The 24,458-nt window shown below is 72.9% G+C and carries 20 protein-coding genes; 10 read left to right on the forward strand and 10 right to left on the reverse strand.

Translation table 11 applies throughout. From position 1 onward, the window contains the following. Window positions 1–2: 2 nt before the first annotated feature. Window positions 3–893, reverse strand: coding sequence for an AraC family transcriptional regulator (locus AB0E07_RS00210; RefSeq protein ID WP_362244689.1), 891 nt, complete (start codon window positions 891–893; stop codon window positions 3–5). Window positions 894–992: 99 nt separating this feature from the next. On the opposite strand from AB0E07_RS00210, the gene AB0E07_RS00215 reads away from it, so the two are divergent. Further along, a complete protein-coding gene (locus tag AB0E07_RS00215) occupies window positions 993–2,729 on the forward strand; it encodes a beta-galactosidase family protein (RefSeq protein WP_362244691.1) in 1,737 nt (578 codons plus the stop codon). A 263-nt stretch (window positions 2,730–2,992) separates the two neighbouring features. On the opposite strand, the gene AB0E07_RS00220 is transcribed toward AB0E07_RS00215, so the two are convergent. After that, entirely contained in the window at window positions 2,993–3,793 is an 801-nt protein-coding gene (locus AB0E07_RS00220; RefSeq protein WP_362244693.1) for a serine protease, read from the reverse strand. A gap of 163 nt (window positions 3,794–3,956) precedes the next feature. On the opposite strand from AB0E07_RS00220, the gene AB0E07_RS00225 reads away from it, so the two are divergent. After that, entirely contained in the window at window positions 3,957–4,841 is an 885-nt protein-coding gene (locus AB0E07_RS00225) for a hypothetical protein (RefSeq protein ID WP_362244695.1), read from the forward strand. Between the two features lie 165 nt (window positions 4,842–5,006). Here the strand turns inward: AB0E07_RS00225 and AB0E07_RS00230 are convergent, their stop codons facing one another. Both AB0E07_RS00230 and AB0E07_RS00235 read right to left on the reverse strand, forming a co-directional pair. After that, the gene (locus tag AB0E07_RS00230; RefSeq protein ID WP_362244697.1) at window positions 5,007–5,912 is read right to left on the reverse strand and encodes an SDR family oxidoreductase; all 906 of its coding nucleotides are present in this window, start codon (window positions 5,910–5,912) and stop codon (window positions 5,007–5,009) included. Then, a complete protein-coding gene (locus AB0E07_RS00235; protein WP_362244699.1) occupies window positions 5,909–6,658 on the reverse strand; it encodes an SDR family oxidoreductase in 750 nt (249 codons plus the stop codon). Before AB0E07_RS00235 ends, AB0E07_RS00230 begins: the two co-directional genes overlap by 4 nt. A 78-nt stretch (window positions 6,659–6,736) precedes the next feature. Between AB0E07_RS00235 and AB0E07_RS00240 the strand changes: the two genes are divergently transcribed. From AB0E07_RS00240 to AB0E07_RS00255, 4 genes are read left to right on the forward strand one after another with little or no spacing between them, the layout of a single operon-like run. Beyond that, complete coding sequence (locus AB0E07_RS00240; RefSeq protein ID WP_362244701.1) at window positions 6,737–7,504, forward strand: enoyl-CoA hydratase family protein; 768 nt, start codon at window positions 6,737–6,739, stop codon at window positions 7,502–7,504. Beyond that, the gene (locus tag AB0E07_RS00245; RefSeq protein WP_362244703.1) at window positions 7,501–8,337 is read left to right on the forward strand and encodes a CoA-transferase; all 837 of its coding nucleotides are present in this window, start codon (window positions 7,501–7,503) and stop codon (window positions 8,335–8,337) included. Before AB0E07_RS00240 ends, AB0E07_RS00245 begins: the two co-directional genes overlap by 4 nt. After that, a complete protein-coding gene (locus AB0E07_RS00250; protein ID WP_362244705.1) occupies window positions 8,334–9,050 on the forward strand; it encodes a CoA-transferase in 717 nt (238 codons plus the stop codon). Before AB0E07_RS00245 ends, AB0E07_RS00250 begins: the two co-directional genes overlap by 4 nt. Further along, window positions 9,050–10,096, forward strand: coding sequence for a nitronate monooxygenase (locus AB0E07_RS00255; RefSeq protein WP_362244707.1), 1,047 nt, complete (start codon window positions 9,050–9,052; stop codon window positions 10,094–10,096). The genes AB0E07_RS00250 and AB0E07_RS00255 overlap by 1 nt, the downstream gene beginning before the upstream one ends. A gap of 35 nt (window positions 10,097–10,131) precedes the next feature. Here AB0E07_RS00255 and AB0E07_RS00260 read toward each other — a convergent pair whose 3' ends face one another. Genes AB0E07_RS00260 through AB0E07_RS00270 form a run of 3 tightly spaced genes read right to left on the reverse strand, consistent with a single transcriptional unit; the run spans window position 10,132 to window position 12,729 of the window. Beyond that, window positions 10,132–11,289 (reverse strand): acetyl-CoA C-acetyltransferase, encoded by a 1,158-nt coding sequence (locus tag AB0E07_RS00260; protein ID WP_362244709.1) that lies wholly within the window; start codon window positions 11,287–11,289, stop codon window positions 10,132–10,134. Between the two features lie 27 nt (window positions 11,290–11,316). Then, window positions 11,317–11,928, reverse strand: a complete 612-nt coding sequence (locus AB0E07_RS00265) for a TetR/AcrR family transcriptional regulator (RefSeq protein ID WP_362244711.1) — start codon at window positions 11,926–11,928, stop codon at window positions 11,317–11,319. A 15-nt stretch (window positions 11,929–11,943) separates the two neighbouring features. After that, a complete protein-coding gene (locus tag AB0E07_RS00270; protein WP_362244713.1) occupies window positions 11,944–12,729 on the reverse strand; it encodes an SDR family oxidoreductase in 786 nt (261 codons plus the stop codon). Window positions 12,730–12,778: 49 nt separating this feature from the next. Between AB0E07_RS00270 and AB0E07_RS00275 the strand changes: the two genes are divergently transcribed. After that, entirely contained in the window at window positions 12,779–13,918 is a 1,140-nt protein-coding gene (locus AB0E07_RS00275; protein WP_362244715.1) for an acyl-CoA dehydrogenase family protein, read from the forward strand. Then, on the forward strand, window positions 13,918–15,276 hold the full coding sequence (locus tag AB0E07_RS00280; protein WP_362244717.1) for an acyl-CoA dehydrogenase: 1,359 nt from the start codon (window positions 13,918–13,920) through the stop codon (window positions 15,274–15,276). The genes AB0E07_RS00275 and AB0E07_RS00280 overlap by 1 nt, the downstream gene beginning before the upstream one ends. 32 nt (window positions 15,277–15,308) lie before the next feature. On the opposite strand, the gene AB0E07_RS00285 is transcribed toward AB0E07_RS00280, so the two are convergent. Then, the gene (locus AB0E07_RS00285) at window positions 15,309–16,037 is read right to left on the reverse strand and encodes a VWA domain-containing protein (protein ID WP_362244719.1); all 729 of its coding nucleotides are present in this window, start codon (window positions 16,035–16,037) and stop codon (window positions 15,309–15,311) included. 148 nt (window positions 16,038–16,185) lie between these two features. On the opposite strand from AB0E07_RS00285, the gene AB0E07_RS00290 reads away from it, so the two are divergent. Both AB0E07_RS00290 and AB0E07_RS00295 read left to right on the forward strand, forming a co-directional pair. Continuing rightward, entirely contained in the window at window positions 16,186–17,097 is a 912-nt protein-coding gene (locus AB0E07_RS00290; protein WP_362244721.1) for a rhomboid family intramembrane serine protease, read from the forward strand. Further along, a complete protein-coding gene (locus AB0E07_RS00295; RefSeq protein ID WP_362244723.1) occupies window positions 17,094–17,993 on the forward strand; it encodes a chitosanase in 900 nt (299 codons plus the stop codon). Before AB0E07_RS00290 ends, AB0E07_RS00295 begins: the two co-directional genes overlap by 4 nt. 134 nt (window positions 17,994–18,127) lie before the next feature. Here AB0E07_RS00295 and AB0E07_RS00300 read toward each other — a convergent pair whose 3' ends face one another. Further along, window positions 18,128–19,591 (reverse strand): glutamate synthase subunit beta, encoded by a 1,464-nt coding sequence (locus AB0E07_RS00300; protein WP_362244725.1) that lies wholly within the window; start codon window positions 19,589–19,591, stop codon window positions 18,128–18,130. Next, window positions 19,584–24,167: a glutamate synthase large subunit gene (gltB, locus tag AB0E07_RS00305; RefSeq protein WP_362244727.1), complete on the reverse strand. Its 4,584-nt coding sequence runs from the start codon at window positions 24,165–24,167 to the stop codon at window positions 19,584–19,586. The genes AB0E07_RS00300 and gltB overlap by 8 nt, the downstream gene beginning before the upstream one ends. Between the last annotated feature and the right edge of the window lie 291 nt (window positions 24,168–24,458).

Raw genomic sequence — 24,458 nt, forward strand, 5'->3', positions numbered from 1 at the left:
GCCTACGGTGCGCGGTCGGGTTCGATCATCGGTGGTTCGGCCGGGTCCGGTACGTGGTCGGTCCAGCCGCCGGGGACGGTGCGGGCCTGCTGGGCGCGGAAGCGGACGGGTGGCATCCCGGTACGGCGGGTGAACAGCCGGGAGAAGTAGGCCGGATCGTCGTATCCGACGCGGCGGGCGACGGCCGCGACGGGCAGTTCGGTGGCGGCGAGGAGTTCCTTGGCGCGGCCGAGCCGGATACCGAGCAGGTAGTCCTTGGGGCTGCACCCGGCGCCGCGGCGGACGGCGGCCCGCAGTTCGGCGGGGGTCAGGCCGTGCCGGGCGGCGTGGTCGGCGACGGTCATCGGGGTGCAGGCGTCGCGGGCGAGGGCCTTGAGGAGCTGGTCGCCGTCGGGGGTGAGGTCGGCGCGGGCGCGGCGCAGGGCGACGAGGAGTTCGTGGACGGCGGCCGAGGTCTCGATCTCCAGCAGCGGGTTGTCGCGGCGGGCGGCGCGCGCGATGCGGGCGACGACGGCGCGCGGCCCGGCGGCGTCGGCGAGCGGGGCGACGGGGTGGTCGGGTGCGATGCAGCCGAGTTCGGTGTAGGTGGCGGTGGCGGGGCCGGTGAAGTCGACGAAGCCCTCGTCCCAGCCGGTGTCGGGGTCGGGGCCGTAGTGGTGCGGGACGCCGGGGGTGAGCCAGAGCACGGCGGGCGCGGTGACGGTCGTGCGGCGGCCGTCGGGGCCGCGGTACCAGCCGCGGCCGGCGCTGATGACGACGGCGACGTGGTGGTCGAGGGTGCGGGGGCCGACGGTGGGCAGGGCGCCGTGCTGGAGGCCGACGCCGAGGCAGACCAGGCCGAGCCGGTGGTGGGCGGGGCCGGGGGTGAGGAACCGCATCCAGGTCCGGTACATCGGCGCCGCTCCTCTCCGGTGGCCTGCGGTGCGCTTCGGTCCAAGCAGCGTCGATCTTTGTCCATGGACCGGGCCGCCGCCAGGGGTGAGGGTGGCGGCATGAGCGAGTTCACGGTCGGGGACGAGGATTTCCTGCTGGACGGTCGCCCGGTGCGGCTGCTGTCCGGGGCGCTGCACTACTTCCGGGTGCACGAGGAGCAGTGGGGGCACCGGCTCGGCATGCTGCGGGCGATGGGCCTGAACTGCGTGGAGACGTACGTGCCCTGGAACCTGCACGAGCCGCGGCCCGGCGGCTTCCGGGACGTGGAGGCGCTCGGCCGGTTCCTGGACGCGGTCCGGGCGGCGGGGCTGTGGGCGGTCGTGCGGCCGGGCCCGTACATCTGCGCCGAGTGGGAGAACGGCGGGCTGCCGCACTGGGTGCCGGGGCACGCGCGCACCCGTGACGAGCGGTTCCTGCGGCCGGTGGCGGACTGGTTCGGCCGGCTGCTGCCCCAGGTGGTGGCCCGGCAGGCGGACCGGGGCGGGCCGGTGGTCATGGTGCAGGTGGAGAACGAGTACGGCAGTTACGGGTCGGACGCCCGGTATCTGTCCTGGCTGGCGGGGCTGCTGCGGGAGCTGGGGGTGACGGTGCCGCTGTTCACCTCGGACGGCCCGGAGGACCACATGCTCACCGGGGGTTCGGTGCCGGGGGTGCTGGCGACGGTGAACTTCGGGTCCGGGGCGCGGGAGGCGTTCCGGGTCCTGCGCCGGCACCGGCCGGACGGGCCGCTGATGTGCATGGAGTTCTGGTGCGGCTGGTTCGACCACTGGGGCGCGGAGCACGTGGTGCGGGAGGCGGCGGACGCGGCGGGGGCACTGCGGGAGATCCTGGAGTGCGGGGCGTCGGTCAATCTGTACATGGCGCACGGCGGCACGAGTTTCGCCGGGTGGGCGGGCGCCAACCGGGGTGGCGGCGCGCTGCACGACGGGCCGCTGGAGCCGGACGTGACGTCCTACGACTACGACGCGCCCGTGGACGAGGCGGGGCGGCCCACGCCGAAGTTCTGGGCGTTCCGTGAGGTCCTCGCCGAGTACGCCGACGGCCCGCTGCCGGAGCCGCCCGCGCCGCCCGCCGCGCTGGGCGGCCCCTGCGAGGCCGTGCCGGTCTCCTGGGCGCCGCTGGCGGCCGTGCTGGAGGCGTGCGGCGGCGAAGAGGTGTCCGGGCCGGTGCCGCCGACCTTCGAGGAGTTGGACGTGGACCGGGGTCTGGTGCGCTACGCGGTGACCGTGCCGGGGCCGCGGCAGCCGTATCCGCTGCTGGCGCGCGGGCTGCGGGACCTGGCCGTGGTGTACGTCGACGGGGAGCGGGCCGGGGTGCTCACCGAGGAGGAGCCGCGGCTGAAGGAGCCCGTCGCCGGGCCCGCGCGCGTGGAGCTGTGGGTGGAGTCCCTCGGGCGGGTCAACTACGGGCCGCGCCTCGGGGAGGCCAAGGGGATCACCGGGGGGATCCTGCACGAGCGGCAGTTCCTGCACGACGTGAGCGCGCGGGGGCTGCGGCTGGACGCCCTGGAGGACGTGTCGGCGGTGCCGTTCGGCGACCTGGACGGGTCGGGCGCGCCGGGGCTGTACCGGGGTGTCGCGGACGTGCGGAACGCGGGGGACGCGCGGCTGGAACTGCCCGGCTGGACGCGGGGGTTCGTCTGGGTGAACGGGTTCGCGCTGGGCCGCTACTGGTCGGCGGGCCCGCAGCGGGCGCTGTACGTGCCGGGGCCGGTGCTGCGCGAGGGCGCGAACGACGTCCGGGTGCTGGAACTGGAGGGCACGGCGGGGCGGGCGCCGGCGCTGCGGGGGGTGTGAGCGGGGGCGGGGCTGGGGCGCGGGGTGCGCGGGTGCGCGGGTACTGCGGGAGGGGCGAGCGGGGGCGCGGGCGCGGGGTGCGGTGCTCGCGGGGGCGCCGGTGCTGCGGGAGGTGCGCGAGCGGGGGCGCGGGGGCCGGGGCGTGTGCGAGCGGGCCGCACGCCCTCCCCTGACGGTGGGGGCGTGCGGTCCGTGGTGGCCGGGTGGCCCGTGTGACCGGATGGCCTGGTGGCCTGGTGGCCTGGTGGCCTGGTGGCCGGTGGCTACAGGGCCGCCGCGGCCCGGGCTATGTCGGCGGCGAAGGTGTTCACCTGCGTGTAGACGCCGGGCACGCCCGCGCGGGCGCAGCCGTCGCCCCAGCTGACGATGCCGACCTGGATCCACTTGCCGGCGTCGTCCTTGCGGAACATCGGCCCGCCGGAGTCGCCCTGGCAGGTGTCGACGCTGCCGCGCGTCCAGCCGGCGCAGAGCTCTTCCTTGGCGACCAGACGGTTGCCGTAGTGGCGCTTGCACACGCGGTCGGCGACGAACGGCACGGTGGCCTTGAGCAGCTTGTCGCTGCCGGTGCCCGCGCCCTCCCGGGTGTCGCCCCAGCCCGCGATCGTGAACATGCCGCGGTTGTAGCGGTCGGTGGTGGCGAGCTTCAGGGTGGGCTTGTCGATCGGCTTGGCGAGCTTGATGAGCGCCCAGTCCTTGCCGGTGCCGTCGTAGCCGGGGGCGACCTTGACCTTCGTCGACTTGACCTTGATGGCCGCCGAGGAGTTGAGGTCGTTGACGCCCGCGGTGACGGTGATGCGGTTGTTGTTGCCGGAGCCGTCCATGCAGTGGGCGGCGGTCAGCACGATGTCCTTCTTGTAGAGCGCCCCGCCGCAGCCCATCGAGAGATGGACCATGAAGGGGAACTCGTTCGCCACCGCGGGCGATCCGCCCACGACGCGGGTGTCCGCGGCCTGGGCGGCGCTCAGGGGCTGGAGGGAGGCGACGGCGAGAGTCACGGCGCCGAGGGCCGCGGCCCTCTTCACCAGGGTCAGGCCGGCACTTCTCTTGGGCTGGTTATGGGTCAACGCATGTCCTTTCGTGGGGGGTTGGGCGGCCCGCAGTATGAGGATCAAGGAGGGGTCATGACAAGGACGGATCTCACGCCCCCGGGAGGGAACCCGAGCGGGGAAATATCCCTCACCTCCCCGTAGAGTGGATTGGGGTTCAGGCGTCTTGGGGGGTTGGGGCGTGACGAACGGCGGACCGGTCGAGCACGGTTACCCACACCTGGAGACGGTGCGGGCGGCGATCACGGCCCTGTACAGGCGGCTGTCGTACGACACGGTGCGGACCTTCGCCGGCAGCGTGGTCCCGGCCGACGTGGCCTTCTCCGACCTGGACGACCTGCATCTGGGGGCCCAGCGGGTGGCGCGCGAGCTGGTCCGGCACTACGGGCTGCCGGACGCGCGGATCATCGTGAGCTTCCGCGAGATGACCCATGCGGCGAGCGTCGAACTCGCCGCGGGGCCCGAGTACTTCGTGGAGCTGAACGACCGGTTCCGGACGCATCGGCGGGACATCGGGGCGGCGCTGGCGCACGAGATCATGCACGTGTACCTGCACCGGCTGGACCTGTCGTTCCCCGGTACCCGGGACAACGAGATCCTCACGGACACGGCGGCGACGTATCTGGGCGCCGGTTGGCTGCTGCTGGACGCGTTCCGGGAGGACGGGGCGTCGTCACAGAAGCTGGGGTATCTGACGCCGGAGGAGTTCGGGTACGTCCTCGGCAAGCGGGCGCTGCTCTTCGGCGAGGACCCCTCGGTGTGGTTCACCAGCGCGCAGGCGTACACGGCGTACGGGAAGGGGCTGGCCGAGGCCCGCCGGGACGGGGAGCGGCCGCCGCTGACGGCCGCGGGGTGGGCGGGGCGGCGCCGGTACGCGCGGGAACGGCGGCAGGGGGGTGAGGGGTCGGCTCCGGGGGCGCCGTACTCCTTCAGCGCGGACGGGGAGGGGCGGTTGCGGGTGTCGTTTCCCTGTCCTACCTGTCTTCAGCGGATTCGGGTGCCGGTGAAGGGGCGGGTGCGGGTGCGGTGCGGGTTGTGCCGGACGGTGTTGGAGTGTGACACGTAGGGCGCGTCACGGGGGGGGGTGCGGATGGATGGCGTGTGCGGGTGGGTTCGTGGCTGGTCGCGCAGTTCCCCGCGCCCCTGGGTGGGGTGGGTCTGAGGCCGGTTTGCGGGTGCGGGTGCGTTGTGGCTGGTCGCGCAGTTCCTCGCGCCCCTGGGGGCGTGGCTGTCACTGTCCGTATACCGGTTCTGGGGTTGGGGTCTGTTTCAGGAGTGCTTGTGCTGTTTCTCCTGCTTCCGTCGGGGTCCAGCGGGCGGCTTTGTCGCTGGTGGGGCCTCTGCGCCAGCCGTCCATCACGGTGATGCGGCCGCCCTCCGCCTCGAAGACGCGACCCGTCACGCCGCTGCCGGCCGCCGAGCCGAGCCAGACGACCAGGGGGGAGACGTTCTCCGGGGCCATCGCGTCGAAGCCGGCCCCGGGCGCTGCCATCCGGTCGGCGAACGTGCGTTCCGTCATCCTTGTACGGGCCGCGGGGGCGACGGCGTTGACCTGGACGCCGTAGCGGGCGAGTTCGGCGGCCGCGACCAGGGTCAGGGCCAGCACGCCCGCCTTCGCCGCGCTGTAGTTGCCCTGTCCCACCGCGCCCAACAGGCCCGCACCACTGCTGGTGTTGACGATCCGGGCGACCGGGAGCCGACCCGCCTTCGCCTCGGCGCGCCAGTGCGCCGCCGCGTGCTTCAGCGGCAGGAAGTGGCCCTTGAGGTGGACGCGGAGCACGGCGTCCCACTCCTCCTCGTCGAGGTTGACCAGCATCCGGTCCCGCAGGAACCCGGCGTTGTTGACCAGGGTGTCGAGGCGGCCGTAGGCGTCCAGGGCCGTGGCGACCAGGGAGGCCGCGCCCGGGGTCGTCGCGATGTCGCCGCCGTGCGCCACGGCCTCGCCGCCCGCCGCGCGGATCTCGGCCACGACCAGGGCCGCGGGACTGTCGGCGTCCGGTGTGCCGTCCAGGCCCACGCCGAGGTCGTTGACGACGACCCGCGCGCCCTCCGCGGCGAAGGCGAGCGCGTGCGCCCGCCCGAGGCCCCGCCCCGCGCCGGTGACGGCGACGACCCGCCCCTCGCAGATACCGCTCATCCCTCTGCTCCCTTCTCCGCCGTGCCCGCCGCGTCGAGGAAGGCGGGCCGCTCTCCGCCCCCGTGCACCTGGAGGCTCGCGCCGGTGACGTAGGCGGCCGCGTCCGAGGCGAGGAAGACGGCCGCCGCGCCCACGTCGGCCGGTTCCGCCAGCCGGCCGAGCGGGACCGTGCGGGCCACGGCCGCCAGGCCGGGCCCGCCGCCGTAGTGCAGGTGGGACAGTTCGGTGCGGACCATGCCGACGACGAGGGTGTTGACCCGGACCTCGGGCGCCCACTCCGCGGCCATGGAGCGAGCGAGGCTCTCCAGCCCCGCCTTCGCCGCCCCGTACGCGGCGGAGCCCGGGGAGGGACGGCCGCCGCTGACGCTGCCGATCATCAGCACGTTGCCCCGGGACCGCCGCAGGAGCCCGTGGGCCGCCAGCGAGACCGTGAGGGGCGCGACGAGGTTGAGCTGCACCACGCGTGCGTGCCGCTCCGCCTCCGCCTCGGTCAGCAGCCGGTAGGGGGTGCCGCCCGCGTTGTTGACGAGGACGTCCAGTCGGGGCAGGGCGGCGAGGAAGCGGTCCACGGACGCCGGGTCGCGCACGTCGAGGGGATGGAACTCGACTCCCGGTGAAGGGAGTTCGGGTGGTTTGCGCGCGCCGGCCACGACCCGGGCGCCCGCCCGGACGAAGGCGGCCGCGATACCGGCGCCGACCCCTCGGGTGCCGCCGGTGACGACGGCGAGCTTCCCGTTCAGCTCCATCGCGATGCCTCCCCTTCCCCGCGATCCGCTGCTACCTTCCACCTAACAAACGTTAGGTGGAAGGTAGCTGATGCGCCCATGAGTGTCTCCACCTCGTCCCCGGAAAAGGGGATCCGTCTGGTCACGGTCGACCGGCCGCCCGTCAACGCCCTGCCGGTGGAAGGCTGGTTCGCGCTGGCCGACGCGGTGCGCGCGGCCGGCCGCGACCCGCGGGTGCGGTGCGTGGTGCTGGCGGCGGCCGGCCGGGGCTTCAACGCGGGCGTCGACATCAAGGAGCTGCGCGACGGCGACGGGAACACCCTCATCGGGGCCAACCGGGGCTGCTACGAGGCCTTTTCGGCCGTGTACCGGTGCGAGGTGCCGGTGGTGGCGGCCGTGCAGGGCTTCTGCCTCGGCGGGGGTGTCGGGCTGGCCGGGAACGCCGACGCGATCGTGGCGAGCGAGGACGCCGTCTTCGGCCTGCCCGAACTGGACCGGGGCGCCCTCGGCGCCGCCACCCACCTGGCCCGGCTGGTCCCCCAGCACCTGTTGCGCACGCTGTACTTCACCGCCCGCACGGTCACCGCCGCCGAGCTGCACGGGCACGGTTCGGTGTGGCGCGTGGTGCCGCGCGAGGAACTGCGGTCGGCGGCACTGGAGTTGGCCCGCGAGATCGCCGCCAAGGACGGGGAACTGCTCCGCCTGGCCAAGGCGGCGCTCAACGGCATCGACCCGGTCGACGTGCACCGCGGCTACCGCTTCGAGCAGGGCTTCACCTTCGAGGCTAGCGTCAGCGGCGTCGGCGACCGGGTACGGAACACCTTCGGGCAGGACGGGACACCTACCGGCGAGGCGGTGGCCGAGTGACGAACCGAACGGACCGGACGGACCGGACGGACAAGACGCTCACCGCCGAGGAGGCGGTCTCCCGGCTGGCCGACGGCATGACCCTCGGCATCGGCGGCTGGGGCTCCCGCCGCAAACCGATGTCCCTGGTCAGAGCACTGCTCCGGACTCGGATCACCGATCTCACCGTGGTCTCCTGCGGCGGGCCGGACGTCGGCATGCTGGCCGCCGCCGGACGCATCCGCCGGCTGGTGGCCCCCTTCGTCACCCTCGACTCCATCCCCCTGGAGCCGAACTACCGCGCGGCCCGGGAGCGGGGCACCCTCGAACTGACCGAGCTGGACGAGGCGATGTTCCTGTGGGGCCTGCGCGCCGCCGCGCACCGCATGCCGTTCCTGCCGGTGCGCGCGGGACTCGGCTCGGACGTGATGCGGGTCAACCCCGGCCTGCGCACGGTGACTTCGCCGTACGAGGACGGCGAGACCTTCGTCGCGGTGCCCGCCCTGCGGCTGGACGCGGCCCTGGTGCACGTCAACCGCGCCGACCGGTGGGGCAACGGTCAGTACCTGGGCCCCGACCCGTACTTCGACGACCTCTTCTGCGCGGCGGCGAAGGCCGCGTACGTCTCCTGCGAGCGGATCGTGGACACCGCCGAGCTGGCGAAGGCCGGGGCGCCGCAGACGCTGCTGATCGGGCGGCACACCGTGACCGGGGTGATCGAGGCGCCGGGCGGCGCGCACTTCACCTCCTGCGCACCCGACTACGGCCGGGACGAGGAAGCCCAGCGGGTGTACGCGACCACGCCGTGGGCGGAGTACGCCGCACGTCCGCCGCACGCACCGGAGGAGCGATGACCGTCACCCGCGCCGAGCACTGTGTGATCGCCTGTGCCGAGACCTGGCGCGGCGCCGGGGAGGTCCTGGCGAGCCCCATGGGCCTGGTGCCGTCCGTGGGCGCCCGGCTGGCCCGGCTCACGTTCGCGCCCGAGCTGCTGCTCACCGACGGGGAGGCGATGCTGGTCGGCGCGGACGGCTCCGTGGAGGGCTGGCTGCCCTACCGCCTCCACCTGGACCTGGTGACCGGGGGGCGGCGGCACGTGATGATGGGCGCGAGCCAGATCGACCGCTTCGGCAACCAGAACATCGCGTGCGTCGGACCGTGGGAGAAGCCGCGGCGGCAGCTGCTCGGGGTGCGCGGAGCGCCGGTCAACACGCTCAACAATCCGACGAGTTACTGGGTGCCCCGGCACTCCCGGCGGGTCTTCGTGGAGCGCGTCGACCTGGTGTGCGGGGTGGGCAACGACCGGGCCGCCGGTGCCCGTCACCACCGTCTGGGCCGGGTCGTCTCCGACCTCGGTGTCTTCGACTTCGACACCCCCGACGGGTCGATGCGGCTGGCCTCGCTGCACCCCGGGGTGAGCGTCGAGGAGGTCCGCGAGGCGACCGGTTTCCCGCTGGCGGCCGCGGACGAGGTGCCGTACACCCGTGACCCGAGCCCGGCCGAACTGCGGCTGATCCGCGAGGTGATCGATCCGCGGGACACCCGGGCGCGGGAGGTGGACCACTGATGGAGACGGCGCTGACCCGGCTGGTCGGAGTGCGGCATCCGCTGGTGCAGACCGGCATGGGCTGGGTGGCGGGGCCGCGGCTGGTCTCGGCGGCGGCGAACGCGGGCGCCCTCGGGGTACTGGCCTCGGCCACCATGACCGTCGACCGGCTGAGGGAGGCGGTCCGCGAGGTCAAGTCCCGTACCGGGGAGCCCTTCGGGGTCAATCTCCGGGCGGACGCGGCCGACGCCGGGGACCGGGTGCGGGTGATCGTCGAGGAGGGGGTGCGGGTCGCCTCCTTCGCGCTGGCGCCCTCCGCCGAGCTGATCGCGGCGCTGAAGGAGGCGGGCGTGGTGGTGATCCCGACGGTCGGGGCGCGGCGGCACGCCGAGAAGGTGGCGGCCTGGGGCGCGGACGCGGTGATCGTGCAGGGCGGCGAGGGCGGCGGGCACACCGGCGAGGTGGCGACGACGGTGCTGCTGCCGCAGGTGGTGGACGCGGTGCGGATCCCCGTCGTGGCGGCGGGCGGCTTCTTCGACGGGCGGGGGCTGGTCGCGGCGCTGGCGTACGGGGCCGCGGGTGTCGCGATGGGCACCCGCTTCCTGCTGACCTCGGACTCGACGGTCCCGGACGCCGTCAAGGCGCGCTATCTGGCGGCGACGGTCCGGGACGTCACCGTGACCCGGGCGGTCGACGGGCTGCCGCACCGCATGCTCCGCACGGAACTGGTCGACTCCCTGGAGCGCTCCGGCCGGGCCCGGTCCCTGCTCGGCGCGGTGCGGCGGGCGGCGGCCCTGCGGCGGCTGTCGGGGGCGTCCTGGCGCGGGATGCTCCGGGACGGCCGGGCCCTGCGGCACGGCGAGGAGCTGACCTGGAGCCAGGTCCTGCTCGCCGCGAACACCCCGATGCTGCTCAAGGCGTCGATGGTGGACGGCCGTACGGATCTCGGGGTGATGGCGTCCGGGCAGGTCGCCGGGGTGATCGAGGACCTGCCCTCGTGCCGGGAGCTGGTGGACCGGATCATGGCCGAGGCGGCACACACCATGGGCGCGCTGCCACCCGCCTGACGGACGCCGTCAACGGCCAACGGGCGGCGGGCCGTCTACAGGCGTTCGATGATCGTCACATTGGCCTGGCCGCCACCCTCGCACATCGTCTGGAGCCCGAACCGGCCGCCGGTGCGCTCCAGTTCGTGCAGCAGGGTCGTCATCAGCCGTACGCCGGTGGCGCCCAGGGGGTGGCCGAGGGCGATGGCGCCGCCGTTGACGTTGACCCGGGCGGGGTCGGCGCCGGTCTCCTTGAGCCAGGCCAGGACGACCGGGGCAAAGGCCTCGTTGATCTCGACGAGGTCGATCCCGTCGATGGTCAGGCCGGTCTTCTTCAGGGCGTGCGCGGTGGCCGGTATCGGCGCGGTGAGCATGCGGATCGGGTCCTCGCCGCGCACCGAGAGGTGGTGCACCCGGGCCCGGGGCGTCAGCCCGTGCTCGCGCACCGCCCGCTCGGAGGCGAGCAGCATCGCCGCCGCCCCGTCGGAGACCTGCGAGGAGCAGGCGGCGGTGACGGTGCCGCCCTCGATCACCGGTTTGAGGGCGGCCATCTTCTCCAGTGAGGTGTCCCGGCGCGGGCCCTCGTCGGCCACCACCTCGCCGAGGGCGACGAGTTCGCGGTCGAAGCGGCCCTCGTCGAGCGCGCGGACGGCCCGCTCGTGGGAGCGCAGCGCGAACTCCTCCTGGTCGCGGCGGGTGATCCCCCACTTCGCGGCGATCATCTCGGCGCCGGCGAACTGGTTGACCGGCCGGGAGCCGTACCGGGCCCGCCAGCCCTCGCTGCCCGCGAAGGGGCCCTCGGTCAGTCCGAGCGGCTCGGCGGCCTGCCGGGTGGCGAAGGCGATCGGGATCATGGACATGTTCTGCACTCCACCGGCGACCACCAGGTCCTGGGTGCCGGAGAGCACGCCCTGGGCCGCGAAGTGCACGGCCTGCTGGGAGGATCCGCACTGCCGGTCGACGGTGACGCCGGGCACCTCCTCGGGCAGTCCGGCCGCCAGCCAGCAGGTCCGCGCGATGTCCCCGGCCTGCGGTCCGACGGCGTCCAGGCAGCCGAGGACGACGTCGTCGACGGCCGCGGGGTCGATGCCCGCGCGCGCCACGAGTTCCTTGAGCACATGCGCGCCGAGGTCGGCCGGATGGACCCGGCCGAGCCCTCCCCCGCGCCGCCCCACGGGCGTGCGGACCGCTTCGACGATGTAGGCCTCGGCCATGACGACTCCCTCTCCCCGGGACGGGCGTTATGTGCGTACGGCGATCCCGTCCAGCACCATCGACAGGTACTGCCGGGCGATCTCCTCCGGGCTGTGGTGTCCGCCGGGCCGGTACCAGGACGCGGCGACCCACACCGTGTCCCGCACGAACCGGTAGGTGAGCCGGACGTCGAGGTCGGCCCGGAAGACCCGGTCGGCGACCCCGCGCTCCAGCGTGGACAGCCACGCCTTCTCGAACCTCAGCTGGGACTCGGCGAGGAACGCGAACCGTTCCTGCGCCACCAGCTGCTTGCTCTCCTTCTGGTAGATCGCGACGGCGGCGCGGTGCCGGTCGATCTCCCGGAAGGACTCGGTGACCAGTGCTTCGAGGGTCTCCCGCGGGCCGCGGCCGGCTTCGAGGACGGTGTCGTAGCCGTCCCAGAGCTCGTCGAGGAAGGTGCGCAGGATCTCCTCCAGCATCGACTCCTTGGAGTCGAAGTGGTAGTAGAGGCTGCCCGCGAGCATGCCCGCGTGGTCGGCGATCTTGCGGACGGTGGTGGCGTTGTAGCCCTGCTCGGCGAAGACCTCGGCGGCGGTCTCCAGGAGTTCACGGCGCCGCGCGGGTGCGGCGGTCACCTGGGGCTTCTTCTTGGTCGGCACGGATCCATTCTCGTCCTACGGGTGCTGGCTGCTGACGGAGACGACCTCGCCGGTGAGGTAGGAGGAGTAGCCGGACGCCAGGAAGACGATCGCGTTGGCCACCTCCCAGGGTTCGGCGTACCGCCCGAGGGCCTCCCGCTCGGTGAGTTCCGCGAGGAGTTCGGGCGAGGTCACCTTCGCGAGGTGGGGGTGCAGGGCGAGGCTGGGCGCGACGGCGTTGACGCGCACCCCGTAGGCGACGGCCTCGATCGCCGCGCAGCGGGTCAGTGCCATCACGCCGGCCTTGGCGGCGGCGTAGTGGGCCTGGCCCGCCTGGGCCCGCCAGCCGAGGACCGAGGCGTTGTTGACGATCGCCCCGCCGGTGTCCCGCATCCGGCGCAGGGCGGCCCGGGTGCAGCGGAAGGTGCCGCCCAGGGTCACGTCGAGCACCCTCGACCACTGTTCGTCGCTCATCTCGACCAGGGTCGAAGTCCCGCCGAGTCCGGCGTTGTTGACGACGACGTCGAGCCTGCCGTGGTCGGCCAGGGCGGTGTCGAAGAGGTTCCGCACCTGGTCCTCGTCGGTGACGTCGCAGGGCACGGCCGTGACCCGGTCGGCGCCGAACTCCGCGGTCAGCGCGGCCGCGTGCTCCTCCAGCCGCCGGGTGTGCGCGTCGCTGACCAGCACACGGGCGCCCTCCTCCAGGAAGCGGCGGGCGGTGGCCCCGCCGATGCCGGCTCCCGCGGCCGCCGTGATGACGGCGGTACGGCCCTTCAGCAGCCCGTGCCCCGGGACGTACGCCGGGCTCTCGACGCCTGTCATAGGGGCACGCTAACCTACCAAACACTTGTTAGGGAAGGAGTGGCGGCCGATGGATCTCACGTTCACCGAGGAGGAGACGGCCCTGCGCGCCGAGGCCCGGACCTGGCTGCGCGCCCGGGTGCCGTCCCCGCCGCTGCCCTCCCTGGAGACCGAGGAGGGGTTCGCGGCCCACCGCGCGTGGGAGGCCGAACTCGCCGCGGACCGCTGGTCGGTGGTGCACTGGCCGGTGGAGTACGGCGGCCGGGGTGCCTCGCTGGTGCAGTGGCTGCTGTTCGAGGAGGAGTACTACGCGGCCGGCGCACCGGGCCGGGTCGGGCAGAACGGCATCAGCCTGCTCGCGCCGACCCTGTTCGACTTCGGCACCGCCGAGCAGCGCGCGCGGGTGCTGCCCCCGATGGCCACCGCGGAGGTGGTCTGGGCGCAGGCGTGGTCGGAGCCGGAGGCGGGCTCGGACCTGGCGTCGCTGCGGGCTCGGGCGGAGCGCGCCCGGGGCGGCTGGCTGCTCTCGGGCCAGAAGACCTGGTCGTCCCGGGCCGCCTTCGCGGACCGCGCGTTCGGCCTGTTCCGCAGCGACCCTGACGCGCCGAGCCCCCACCAGGGCCTGGTCTACCTGATGTTCGACCTGCGGGCCCCCGGCGTCACCGTCCGCCCGATCCGCCGGCTGGACGGCAGGCCGGCCTTCGCCGAACTGTTCCTGGACGAGGTCTTCGTACCGGACGAGGACGTGATCGGCGAGCCCGGCCAGGGATGGCGGATCGCGATGTCCACGGCGGGCAACGAACGGGGGCTGATGCTGCGTTCGTCGGGCCGCTTCCTCGCCGCCGCGGACCGGCTGCTGCGGCTGTGGGAGGAGCGGGGCCGCCCCGCCGCGCTGCGGGACCGGGTCGCCGACGCCCTGGTCGGCGCCCGCGCCCACCGGCTCTTCACCTTCGCCGCCGCCTCCCGGGTCCTGGACGGCGGGCGGCTGGGCCCCGAGTCCAGCCTGAACAAGGTCTTCTGGTCGGAGTACGACATCGCCCTGCACGAGACGGCTCTGGACCTGCTGGGCGAGGAGGGCGAACTGGCCGACTCCGACTGGGCGGAGCGCTATGTCTTCTCCCTCGCGGGCCCGATCTACGCCGGTACGAACGAGATCCAGCGGGACATCATCGCCGAGCGCCTGCTGGGCCTGCCCAAGGGACGGCGCTGATGCGGTTCCTGCCCGACCGCGAGCAGTCGGCGTTCGCGGCCTCCCTGGACGCCATGCTGAGCCGCGCGGACACCCCGGCCGTCGTACGGGAGTGGAGCCGGGGCGAGCACGCGGGCGGGCGGGCGCTGTGGCGGCGCCTCGCCGGGGCGGGGCTGTTCTCGCTCGCCGCCGAAGAGGAGGCGGGCGGGGTCGGCCTGCGGCCCGTGGAACTCGCGCTGGCCTTCGTGGAGCTGGGCCGGCACGCGGTCCCCGGCCCCCTGGTGGAGACGGTGACGGCGGCCGCCCTGCTCCCCGACCCGAAACTGACCGAACGCCTCGTCTCCGGCGAACTGATGGCAACGATGGCCTACGGCATCGGCGGCGGGCCTGGCGACAGAGGTTGGGGCACACCCGCCACCGGCCCGGACGACCCACACGGGGGCGCACCCGACGCCGGTCCGGACATCCCGCACGAGGGCACACCCGCCGCCGGCCCGGACGACCCGCACGAGGGCGCACCCGACGCCGGGCCCGGCAGCCGGGGCGAACGCGCACGCGGCGACGGCGGGCGGCAGGACAACCCCGGTGGGCACGCACCCCCCAGACAGCCCAGTGGGCACGCATCCCCCAGACAGCCCAGTGGGCACGCACCCCCCGGACAGCCCGCGCTCAGTACCGGGCGCGACAGCCCCGGGAAGGGGCGGCACGGCCTAGGCCGCGTCCCGTACGCCCTCGACGGCGATGTCGCCGACCTGCGGCTCCTCCTCACCTCCGAGGGCCTGTTCCGCTGCGCCGGGCACGGCCCCGTGCGCCACTCGCTGGACCCCGCCCGGCGGCTGACCACGCTGGAGGATCCCGAACCACTCGCCCTCGCCCCCGCCCCCGCCCCCGCCCCCGCAGGACGGTCGATCACACCGAAGGGGGGTGAACCGCTCTCCACCGAGCCGCCCACCGACCGCGCCCTCGCGCTCGCGCGGCTCGCCACCGCCGCCCAGTCCCTCGGCGTGGGGCTCGCCCTGCTCGACCGGACCGTCGCCCATGTCCGCCGGCGCACCCAGTTCGGCGCCCCCGTCGGCTCGTTCCAGGCCGTCAAGCATCGGCTCGCCGACGCCATGACCGCCCTGGAGTTCGCCCGCCCGCTGGTCCTCGGCGCCGCCCTCACCCTGTCCCCCGCCGAGGTCGCCGCGGCCAAGCTCGCGGCCTGCGAGGCGGCGTACGCCACCGCGCGCACCGCGCTCCAGCTGCACGGCGCGATCGGCTACACCTCGGAGTGCGACCTGTCGCTCTGGCTGACCAAGGCGCGTGCCCTGCGTACCGCCTGGGGCGGCCCGGACGAGTGCCGGGACGCCGTGCTGAGGGGCGGTGACCGCCGCTGGTGAGGAGCGGTGCGCCACTGGTGAGAAGAGGCCCGTCAGACCCCCGGCGGGAGGATGCCCTGAGCCCGCGCGGCCGTCAGCCACTGCGGGAACTCGCTCACCAGGCGGTCGTAGAGGTCCGCGTCGGACACCTTGCGCGGGTCCTGTCCGGCGTGGAAGAAGCCCGCGTTGTCCACCGGCCGCTTGTCCGGCACGGACAGCTCGTCGAGCTTGCGGAGATAGTCGAACTGCTTGCTGTTCGGGTCGCCGAAGCCGATGAACTGCCAGAACAGCGGCAGCCGGGCCGCCTTGCACAGGTACCGCTCCGCGGCGAGCTTGTTGATCGGGCCGCCGTCGGTCTGGAAGACCACCAGGGCGGGCGCGCGGGAACCGCTGTCGAGGTAGTGGTCGATGACGGCGTCCATGGCCAGGTGGTAGCTGGTCTTGCCCATGTGGCCGAGCCCGGCCACGATCCGGTCGATCCGCCCCTGGTGGTCGGCGAGGGCGATGTCGGTCTCGGCGTCGACGTCGGTGGAGAAGAACACCACCGGCACCCGCCCGTCGTCGTCGAGGTGCGCGGAGAGACCGAGCACCCGGTCGGCGAGCGCCTGCACACTGCCGTCCTTGTAGTACGGCTTCATCGACCCGGAGTAGTCGATCACGAGGTAGACCGCGGCCCGCAGCCCGTCCAGGCCGTGCTTGGCCAGTGACACCCCGGCGCTCGTGTACGGACCGACCAGCGCGGGCGCGGTCTCCCGCACCTTGCTGAGACTGATAGCGGCCATCCTGCTCCCCCTGGATCTCGACCGTCAGGCTGCCGAGGCTACGTCACCGCCGACCCGCCTCTCCCCCTGTCCACAGGTGTTCGTTATTTTGTTCGCCGCCGCCCCACCGGCTCACAGTCCGTCCACATGCCCGTCGAGGAGAGCCGGCTTGGAACCCGAGTCCGCCGTGACCACCTGCTACCGCCATCCGGCGGTGGAGTCGCATGTTCGCTGCGTCCGCTGCGAGCGGTACATCTGCCCGGACTGCATGCGCGAGGCGGCCGTGGGCCACCAGTGCGTGGAGTGCGTACGGGAGGGCGCCCGGTCGGTCCGGCAGGCGCGCACCGTCGTCGGCGGCCGGATCTCGGGCCCGCCGGTGGTGACGATCGCGCTGATCGCCCTGAACGTGCTGGCGTACCTGGCGGAGGTGGTGCGGCCGGAGATCGTCGAACGGTTCTCCCTGGTCGCGGCGCGGCTGGTGGGCCCGGACGGCGGCCTCTACGTGTACCAGTCGCCGTACCCGGACGGCTTCCGGGCCGAGGGTGTCGTCGCCGGGGAGTGGGAGCGGCTGATCACCGGCGCGTTCCTGCACCTGGAGCCGACCGGGGGCACCTTCGGGCTGCTGCACATCGTGATGAACATGGTCTCGCTGTGGACGCTGGGCCGGGTCGTGGAGCCCATGCTCGGCCGGTCCCGGTATCTGGCGCTGTACCTGCTCTCGGCGCTCGGCGGTTCCGTCTGCGCGCTGCTGCTGGCCGACCCCGGGGAGTCCTCGCTGGGCGCGTCCGGCGCGGTCTTCGGTCTGGGTGCCGCGTACTACGTGCTGGCCCGCCGGATCGGCGCCGACATGCGCGGGGTCAACCGGTTCATGGGGTTCCTGCTGCTGTGGCTGCTGCTGTCGGCGGGGCTGACCTCCTGGCAGGGGCATCTGGGCGGACTGCTGACCGGCGGGGCGGTGGCGGCGGCGTACGCGTACGTGCCGCGCGGTCCGCGGCGGACGGTGATCCAGGGGGCGGCCTGTGCGGCGGTCCTGGCGCTGCTGGTCCTGGCGGCGGCGATACGAGTGGGAGGGCTCAAGTGAGACGCAAGGGAATCCTGGTGTTCGCGGCGGTGCCCGTCGCCCTCACGGCGGCGGCGTACTTCCTGATGCCGACCGACTCCGCGCAGAGCCCGGCGAGCCCCATCTCGGCGTCCCAGCTGGCCCGTGAGGAGGCGAAGGAGCGGGCGGAGACGGAACGCGCCGCGGACGAGAAGACCCTCGCGAGCCTCCCGCCCGGCCTCGCGGCGCCCGTCGCGAAGGAACTCGCCCTGAAGATCACGGCCACCGCCGAGTTCTCCAGCCTGAACTGGCGCCTGGGCTACGGCAGCGTGGAGGACAACGCCGACGGGTGCGGCTACACGGCCGGCGTGGTCGGCTTCTGCACCGGCACCCACGACCTGCTCGTCCTGGTCGAGCGGTACACCGAGGCGCACCCGGAGAACGGCCTGGCCCGCTTCCTGCCCGCGCTGCGCGAGGTGGACGGCACGGACTCGCACGCGGGCCTGGAGGGCTTCCCCGCGGCCTGGAAGGCGGAGTCGCAGCGGCAGGAGTTCCGCGACGCCCAGGACGAGGAGCGCGACCGCGTCTACTTCGACCCCGCGGTCCGCCTCGCCAAGCTCGACGGCCTCGGCCCGCTCGGGCAGTTCATCTACTTCGACGCGATGGTCCTGCACGGCCCGGACCCGAGCCCGAACGGCTTCTACGGTCTGCGCGAGCGGGCCCTGCACGAGGCGAAGCTGCCCGCCAAGGGCGGCTCGGAGAAGGCGTACCTCGACGTCTTCCTCGACATCCGCAAGCAGGCCATGCTCCGCAAGAAGTCCACGGCGGACACCTCCCGCATCGACACCGCGCAGCGGGAGTGGCTGTACAACGGCAACCTGGAGCTGCGCACCCCGCTGACCTGGCGGATGTACGGAGAGCGCTACGAACTTCCCTAGGCCGTGCTCGCGGCCCGGTGGACATGCGACGGCGTCTGCCCGGTCGTCCGGTCGGGGACAGGGGGGCAGACGCCATCAGTGTTCCGTACGCCTTTGTACGGGACGTTTCTTGAGCGGTCCTCGCGGGAGGACCGTCAGACCGTCAGGGCCCGGTCGGTCGGGCGGATCGGGGCCGGCAGGTCGCTGGCCCCGGTCAGGAAGCGGTCCACACCGCGGGCGGCGGAGCGGCCCTCGGCGATGGCCCACACGATCAGCGACTGGCCGCGGCCGGCGTCACCGGCGACGAACACGCCGGGCACGTTGGTCTGGAACTCGGCGTCGCGGGCGACGTTGCCGCGCTCGTCGAGGTCCAGGCCGAACTGCTCGACCAGACCGTTCTCCCGGTCGATGCCGGTGAAGCCCATCGCCAGGGTGACCAGCTGAGCGGGGATCTTCCGCTCGGTGCCCGGCTTCGGGGTGAGCCTGCCGTCGACGAACTCCACCTCGGACAGGTGCAGCCACTGTACGTTGCCGTCCTCGTCGCCCTCGAAGTGGGTGGTCGAGACGGAGTAGACCCGCTCGCCGCCCTCCTCGTGCGCGGAGGTGACCTTGTAGAGCATCGGGAAGGTCGGCCAGGGCTGGGAGACCTTGTTCCGCTCGTCGTTCGGGCGGGGCATGATCTCCAGCTGCGTCACCGAGGCGGCGCCCTGGCGGTGGGCGGTGCCCACGCAGTCGGCGCCGGTGTCGCCGCCGCCGATGACGACGACGTGCTTGCCCTCGGCGGAGATCGGCGGGGCGACGTAGTCGCCCTCCTGGACCTTGTTGGCCAGCGGCAGGTACTCCATGGCCTGGTGGATGCCCTTGAGTTCGCGGCCGGGGACGGGCAGGTCGCGGGCGGTGGTGGAGCCGGCTGCGATCACGACGGCGTCGTAGCGCTTCCTGAGGTCGGTCGCCTTGAGGTCGCGGCCGATCTCGATACCGGTCCGGAAGCGGGTGCCCTCCGCGCGCATCTGCTCGATACGGCGGTTGATGTGCCGCTTCTCCATCTTGAACTCGGGGATGCCGTAGCGCAGCAGTCCGCCGACGCGGTCGGCGCGCTCGTAGACGGCGACGGTGTGGCCGGCCCGGGTCAGCTGCTGGGCGGCGGCCAGGCCGGCGGGGCCGGAGCCGATGACGGCGACGGTCTTGCCGGAGAGCCGCTCGGGGGCCTGCGGGGCGACGTCACCGGTCTCCCACGCCTTGTCGATGATCGAGACCTCGACGTTCTTGATGGTGACGGCCGGCTGGTTGATGCCGAGCACGCACGCCGACTCACAGGGGGCCGGGCAGAGGCGACCGGTGAACTCCGGGAAGTTGTTGGTCGCGTGCAGGCGGTCGGAGGCGGCCGTCCAGTCCTCGCGGTAGGCGTAGTCGTTCCACTCCGGGATCAGGTTCCCGAGCGGACAGCCGTTGTGGCAGAACGGGATGCCGCAGTCCATGCAGCGGCTGGCCTGCTTGCTGATGATCGGCAGCAGGGAGCCGGGGACGTAGACCTCGTTCCAGTCACGCAGCCGCTCCCCGACGGGGCGGGACTTGGCGACCTCGCGCCCGTGGTTGAGAAAGCCCTTGGGATCAGCCATTGGTCGCCGCCTCCATCATCTTCTCGGTGATCTCGGTCTCGGTGAGACCGGCTCGCTCGGCGGCGTCCTTGGCGGCGAGCACTGCCTTGTACGTGCTGGGGATGATCTTGCTGAAGCGCTCGGCGGACGCGTCCCAGTCGGCGAGCAGCTTCTCGGCGACCGTGGAGCCGGTCTCCTCGGCGTGCCGGCGCACCACGTCGTGCAGCCACTGCCGGTCCTCGTCGGTGAGGGCCTCGACCGCGTCGAGGTTGCCGACGTTGACGTTGTCCTTGTCGAGGTCGATGACGTAGGCGACACCGCCGGACATGCCGGCCGCGAAGTTGCGGCCCGTCTCGCCGAGGACCACCGCGTGGCCGCCGGTCATGTACTCGCAGCCGTGGTCGCCCACGCCCTCGGAGACCACCAGGGCACCGGAGTTGCGGACGCAGAACCGCTCACCGGTCCGGCCGCGCAGGAACAGCTCGCCGCCGGTCGCGCCGTAGGCGATGGTGTTGCCCGCGATGGTGGAGTACTCGGCGAGGTGGTCGGCGCCCCGGTCCGGGCGGACGATCACGCGGCCGCCGGAGAGGCCCTTGCCGACGTAGTCGTTGGCGTCGCCCTCCAGGCGGAGGGTGACACCGCGCGGCAGGAAGGCGCCGAAGGACTGGCCGGCCGAGCCGGTGAAGGTGATGTCGACGGTGTCGTCGGGCAGGCCCGCGCCGCCGAACTTCTTCGTCACCTCGTGGCCGAGCATGGTGCCGACCGTGCGGTTGATGTTGCGGATGGCGATCTGCGCGCGGACCGGCTGGGCGTCGGTGGCGGAGTCGGCGGCGAGGGCGTCGGCGGCGAGCTTGATCAGCTCGTTGTCGAGCGCCTTCTCCAGTCCGTGGTCCTGCTCGACCAGCTGGTGGCGGACCGCGCCCTCGGGCAGCTCGGGCACGTGGAACAGCGGGGCCAGGTCCAGGCCCTGTGCCTTCCAGTGGTCGACCGCGCGGGTGACGTCGAGCGTCTCGGCGTGGCCGACGGCCTCCTCGATGGAGCGGAAGCCCAGCTCGGCGAGGATCTCGCGGACCTCCTCGGCGATGAACCGGAAGAAGTTCACGACGTACTCGGCCTTGCCGGAGAACCGGTCCCTGAGGGTCGGGTTCTGGGTGGCGATGCCGACCGGGCAGGTGTCCAGGTGGCAGACGCGCATCATGACGCAGCCGGAGACGACGAGCGGCGCGGTCGCGAAACCGAACTCCTCGGCGCCGAGCAGCGCGGCGATGACGACGTCGCGGCCGGTCTTCAGCTGACCGTCGGTCTGCACCACGATGCGGTCGCGCAGGCCGTTGAGCAGCAGGGTCTGCTGGGTCTCGGCGAGGCCCAGCTCCCAGGGGCCGCCCGCGTGCTTGAGCGAGGTCAGCGGGGAGGCGCCGGTGCCGCCGTCGTGACCGGAGATCAGGACCACGTCCGCGTGGGCCTTGGAGACGCCCGCGGCGACCGTGCCGACGCCGACCTCGGAGACCAGCTTCACGTGAATCCGCGCCTGCGGGTTCGCGTTCTTCAGGTCGTGGATCAGCTGGGCGAGGTCCTCGATGGAGTAGATGTCGTGGTGCGGCGGCGGGGAGATCAGGCCCACACCGGGCGTCGAGTGCCGGGTCTTGGCGACCCACGGGTAGACCTTGTGGCCGGGCAGCTGACCGCCCTCGCCGGGCTTGGCGCCCTGGGCCATCTTGATCTGGATGTCGTCGGCGTTGACCAGGTACTCGGAGGTCACACCGAAGCGGCCGGAGGCGACCTGCTTGATCGACGAACGCCGCGCCGGGTCGTACAGGCGCTCGGGGTCCTCGCCGCCCTCACCGGTGTTGGACTTGCCGCCCAGCTGGTTCATGGCGATGGCGAGGGTCTCGTGCGCCTCCTTGGAGATGGAGCCGTACGACATGGCGCCGGTGGAGAAGCGCTTGACGATCTCGGAGACCGGCTCGACCTCGTCGACGGGGATCGACGGGCGGTCGGACTTGAAGCCGAACAGGCCGCGGAGCGTCATCAGGCGCTCGGACTGCTCGTTCACCCGGTCCGTGTACTGCTTGAAGATGTCGTAGCGCGCGGTGCGGGTGGAGTGCTGGAGGCGGAAGACCGTGTCCGGGTCGAACAGGTGCGGCTCGCCCTCGCGGCGCCACTGGTACTCGCCGCCGATCTCCAGCGCGCGGTGCGCCGGGGCGATGCCGGAGGCGGGGTAGGCCTTGGCGTGGCGGGCGGCGACCTCCTTGGCGACGACGTCGATGCCGACGCCGCCGATCTTGGTCGCGGTGCCGTTGAAGTACTTCTCCACGAACGCCTGGTCGAGGCCGACGGCCTCGAAGACCTGGGCGCCGCGGTAGGAGGCGACGGTCGAGATGCCCATCTTCGACATGACCTTCAGCACGCCCTTGCCCAGGGCGTGGATCAGGTTGCGGATGGCCTTCTCGGGCTCCATGCCGGGCAGGAAGGTGCCGGCCCGGACCAGGTCCTCGACCGACTCCATCGCCAGGTAGGGGTTGACGGCGGCGGCGCCGAAGCCGATGAGCAGGGCGACGTGGTGGACCTCGCGGACGTCACCGGCCTCGACCAGCAGGCCCACGTGGGTGCGCTGCTTGGTGCGGATGAGGTGGTGGTGGACGGCGGCGGTGAGCAGCAGCGAGGGGATCGGCGCGTGCTCGGCGTCGGAGTGCCGGTCCGACAGGACGATCAGGCGGGCGCCGTTCTCGATGGCGGCGTCGGCCTCGGCGCAGATCTCCTCGATGCGCGCGGCGAGGGAGTCGCCGCCGCCGGAGACCCGGTACAGACCGGACAGGGTCGCGGCCTTGAAGCCGGGCATGTCGCCGTCGGCGTTGATGTGGATGAGCTTGGCCAGCTCGTCGTTGTCGATCACCGGGAAGGGCAGGGTGACCGAGCGGCAGGAGGCGGCCGTCGGGTCGAGCAGGTTGCCGGCCGGGCCGAGCGAGGAGCGCAGGGAGGTGACCAGCTCCTCCCGGATGGCGTCCAGCGGCGGGTTGGTGACCTGCGCGAACAGCTGGGTGAAGTAGTCGAAGAGCAGGCGCGGGCGCTCGCTGAGCGCGGCGATCGGCGAGTCGGTGCCCATCGAACCGATCGGCTCGGCACCGGCCTTGGCCATCGGCGCGAGGAGGACCCGCAGCTCCTCCTCGGTGTAGCCGAAGGTCTGCTGGCGGCGGGTGACCGAGGCGTGGGTGTGCACGATGTGCTCACGCTCGGGCAGGTCGGACAGCTCGATCTCACCGGCTTCGAGCCACTCGGCGTACGGCGCCTCGGCGGCGAGCTGCGCCTTGATCTCGTCGTCCTCGATGATGCGGTGCTCGACGGTGTCGACGAGGAACATCCGGCCGGGCTGGAGGCGTCCCTTGCGGACGACCTTGGCGGGGTCGATGTCGAGGACGCCGACCTCGGAGCCGAGGACGACCAGGCCCTCGTCGGTGACCCAGTAGCGGCCGGGGCGCAGACCGTTGCGGTCCAGCACGGCGCCGACCTGCTTGCCGTCGGTGAAGGTGACACAGGCCGGGCCGTCCCAGGGCTCCATCATCGTGGAGTGGAACTGGTAGAACGCGCGCCGGGCCGGGTCCATGGAGTCGTGGTTCTCCCACGCCTCCGGGATCATCATCAGCACCGAGTGCGGCAGCGAACGGCCGCCCAGGTGCAGCAGTTCGAGGACCTCGTCGAAGGACGCGGAGTCGGAGGCGTCCGGGGTGCAGACCGGGAAGACACGGTCCAGCTCGCGCTCGCCGAACAGGTCGGAGACGAGCTGCGACTCCCGGGCGCGCATCCAGTTGCGGTTGCCCTTGACGGTGTTGATCTCACCGTTGTGCGCGACGAAGCGGTACGGGTGGGCGAGCGGCCACGACGGGAAGGTGTTGGTGGAGAACCGGGAGTGCACGAGCGCGATCGCGGAGGCGAAGCGGCGGTCGGACAGGTCCGGGAAGAAGGGCTCCAGCTGGCCGGTGGTCAGCATGCCCTTGTAGACGATGGTGCGGGCCGACAGCGACGGGAAGTAGACGTCGGCCTCGCGCTCGGCGCGCTTGCGCAGCACGAACGCGCGGCGGTCGAGGTCGATGCCCTCCGAGGCGCCGTCGCCGACGAAGATCTGCCGGAAGACCGGCATCGTCGAGCGGGCGGTGGCGCCCAGCAGTTCGGGGGCGACGGGGACCTCGCGCCAGCCGAGGACGGTGAGCCCCTCCTCGTCGGCGATCGTCTCGATGCGTGAGACGGCGTCCGCGGTGCCCTCCTCCGGGAGGAAGGCGATACCGACGGCGTACGCACCGGCCGCGGGCAGCTCGAAGCCGGCCACATCACGGAAGAAACTGTCCGGAACCTGGGACAGGATGCCCGCGCCGTCACCCGAGTCGGGCTCGGAGCCGGTGGCACCGCGGTGCTCCAGGTTGCGCAGAACCGTGAGCGCCTGCTCGACCAGCGCGTGGCTCGCCTCGCCGGTGAGGGTGGCCACGAAGCCGACGCCGCAGGCGTCGTGCTCGTTGCGGGGGTCGTACATACCCTGCGCAGCAGGGCGAGCATCCATGAACGACCAGTTCAGGTGGTCGCTCGCGGTGGGGCGCGCCGTACGCATCGGCTCTCCCGTCGTCGTCAGTGGCATAGAGCTGGTGCCGAGGGACGACGTTGGCCCTCTGCGGGTGATCTGCTAGGAGATCAAAATTTCGTGCAGGTTACATGATGGGATGGTTCTCGGGAAGCGGATAGACCATTCCAAAATGCGGACGCCGGGGGGTGACGGCGGGGCCGCGCTCGGCGGCCGGAAGTCAGGGGGGACCGACTGGGGCAAGATCGATCAGATCGGTGCCCGTCGGACGGCGGCGAGGGGGGCGTCGTCGCCCTTCTCGCACAGGTGCGCGGCAGGCAC

It is taken from the genome of Streptomyces sp. NPDC048002, from assembly GCF_040653275.1.
GTDB lineage: Bacteria > Actinomycetota > Actinomycetes > Streptomycetales > Streptomycetaceae > Streptomyces.